Source organism: uncultured Amaricoccus sp. (genome assembly GCF_937858865.1).
GTDB lineage: Bacteria > Pseudomonadota > Alphaproteobacteria > Rhodobacterales > Rhodobacteraceae > Amaricoccus.
On record NZ_CALLYO010000113.1, the window covers coordinates 1 to 2,582 of the forward strand.

Annotated in this window: 2 protein-coding genes; both read right to left on the minus strand. The window is 72.3% G+C overall.

What is annotated here, in order from left to right; translation table 11 throughout:
• On the minus strand, positions 1–706 hold a 706-nt coding region (locus Q0112_RS03015; RefSeq protein WP_297971219.1), incomplete at its 3' end, for a ribose-phosphate diphosphokinase.
• A gap of 156 nt (positions 707–862) precedes the next feature.
• Positions 863–2,305, minus strand: coding sequence for an FAD-binding oxidoreductase (locus Q0112_RS03020; protein ID WP_297971221.1), 1,443 nt, complete (start codon positions 2,303–2,305; stop codon positions 863–865).
• Between the last annotated feature and the right edge of the window lie 277 nt (positions 2,306–2,582).

Consider the following 2,582-nt stretch of genomic DNA (forward strand, 5'->3'; position numbering starts at 1 on the left):
CGGCGGTATCGACGATGTCGTCGACGATGATGCAGACCCGGTCCCGGACCTCGCCTATCACCGTCATCGACCCAACCTCGCCCGGCGCCGCCCGGCGCTTGTCGACGATGGCGAGATCGGCGTTGATCCGCTCGGCGAGATCGCGCGCCCGCGCCACCCCGCCCACGTCGGGCGAGACGACGGTGATCCGGTCGCGCTCGGGGAACTTGTGCTCGATGTCGAGCGCGAAGACCGGCGCGGCGTAGAGGTTGTCGACCGGGATGTCGAAGAAGCCCTGGATCTGCGCCGCATGCAGGTCCATCGTCAGCACCCGCTCGATGCCGGCGACGGTCAGGAGGTTCGCCACCAGCTTGGCGCTGATCGGCGTGCGCGCCTTGGAGCGGCGGTCCTGCCGGGCATAGCCGAAGTAGGGCATCACCGCGGTGATCCGGTAGGCCGAGGAGCGACGCAGCGCGTCGCACATGATGAGCAGCTCCATCAGGTTGTCGTTCGCCGGGTTCGACGTCGACTGGATGATGAACATGTCCTCGCCGCGGACGTTCTCGAACACCTCGACGAAGATCTCGGCGTCGTTGAACCGCTCCACCCGGGTCTTCACCAGCTCGACCGATTCGCCGCGGTGCATGGAGACCCGCCGCGCGATCGCCGCCGCCAGCGGCCGGTTCGAGTTGCCCGCGATCAGCTTCGGTTTCGACAAGGGGTTCATCGATGTCCTTCGCGCGCTGTGCGGCTCGCGTCGTCCGTTAGCACCGGCGCGGAGGCTTGCAAAGACCCCCGGCCCGATCCCGGCCCCGATCCCGTCCGACCGTTGCCCGATGTGCACGGGCAGCGGCCGCCGGCCGGCCGCCGCCCGTGCAGCCGGCTAATGCGCTGCCGCCGCCGCCACCGCCGCCGGGGCGATGTTGTGGTTGAGCCGCAGCCGGTTCTCCGGGTCGTAGCGCGCCTTCACCCGCGCGAGCCGCTCGAGGTTGCCGCCGTAGGCGCCGGCGAGACGCTCGCCCTCGTCGTCGGGGATGAAGTTCACGTAGACGCTGCCGAGCGCGTGCGGCGCGGCCGCCTCGAAGAAGTCCCGCGCCCAGGCGATGCAGGCGGCATCCTCGGCCGGATCGTCCCAGCGGGTGTGCACGTTCATCGCATAGTGCGCCGCCCGCTGCGGGAAGGCGGTGGCGTCGGGCGCGACCCGGCCCACCGCGCCGCCGAGCGTGCCGAAGAAGACCTCGCACTGCGGGCTCGGCAGGGTGCGGATCGCCTTGTCGAGCGCCGCGATCATCGCCTCGCCGATCTCGCCGACGTCGTGGCTCTTCCAGTAGTTGCGCGTGCCCGGCGTCAGCAGCGGGTCGAAGGCGGCCTGCCAGCCGACGAAGGGCGTCGGGCCGATCACGTCCGCGATCGGCTTGCCGAGCCCGCGCAGCTCGGCGAGCACCCGGTCCCCTTCCGGCGTCGGCTCGATGTAGCAGACCGCCAGCACCAGCACCTCGCGCCCGTGCCACTCCTCGGGCAGGAAGGGCAAGGGCGGCGCCTGGCGCGCCACCGCCCAGATCGTCAGGCCGTCCGGCGCCGCCTTGGCCAGGCGGTGGAAGTCGCGCATCAGCGCCGGCGCGTCGTCGAACGGATGCACGATCAGCCCCGCCGTCACCTCCGGCCCGACCGGGTGCAGGTCGAACTCGAAGGCGGTGACGACGCCGAAGTTGCCGCCGCCGCCGCGCAGCGCCCAGAAGAGGTCGGGGTTCTCGGTGGCGCTGGCGCGCAGCGTCTCGCCGTCCGGCGTCACCACCTCGGCGGCGCGCAGGTTGTCGACGGTCATGCCGTACTTGCGCGAGATCCAGCCGAAGCCGCCGCCGAGCGCCAGCCCGGCGATGCCGGTGGTGGAGTTGATACCCATCGGCACGGCCAGCCCGTGCGCCTGGGTGGCGGCATCGACCTCGCCGAGCGTCGCCCCCGGCTCGACCCGCGCCGTGCGCGCCGCGGCGTCGACCGCGACCGCCCGCATCTGCGACAGGTCGAGCAGCATCGCCCCGTCCGCGACCGCGAGGCCGGCGATCTGGTGCCCGCCGCTGCGGACGCCGAGGAGCAGGTCGTGGGCGCGCGCGAAGCGCACTGCCGCGGCGACGTCGGCCGCGCTCGCGGCGCGGACGACGAGCGCCGGCCGCCGGTCGATCATCGCATTCCAGAGCGTGCGCGCCTCGTCGTACCCGGCCTCCCCCGGCCGGACCACGCTCCCCTGCACGCCCCGTCGCAGTTCGGCGACCGCCGCGTCCGGCACCTGCACGGAACGACGGTCGAGACCCTTGATTTCCAGAGTCATACGATCACCTCGATGAGCAGCGCCCCGCCTTGTCGTCGGCCCTCTCGGCGTCGGTAAGGCAACGCAAGCAACATTCGCCCGCCACGCGGCAATGAGTCGTGGCAAGGGGGACGGCCACAGCCTAGCACATCGCGGCGGCGCCCGCACCCGCTGGCAGCAGAGGGGCTCAGCCCGCGGCGATCAGCCCGAGGAAGCGGGTGACCTCGGCCTCGGTCGTCGCCCAGTTGCAGACGAGCCGCGCCGAGAGCGGCTCCTCCTCCGGCCCCTCGAGGCTCTG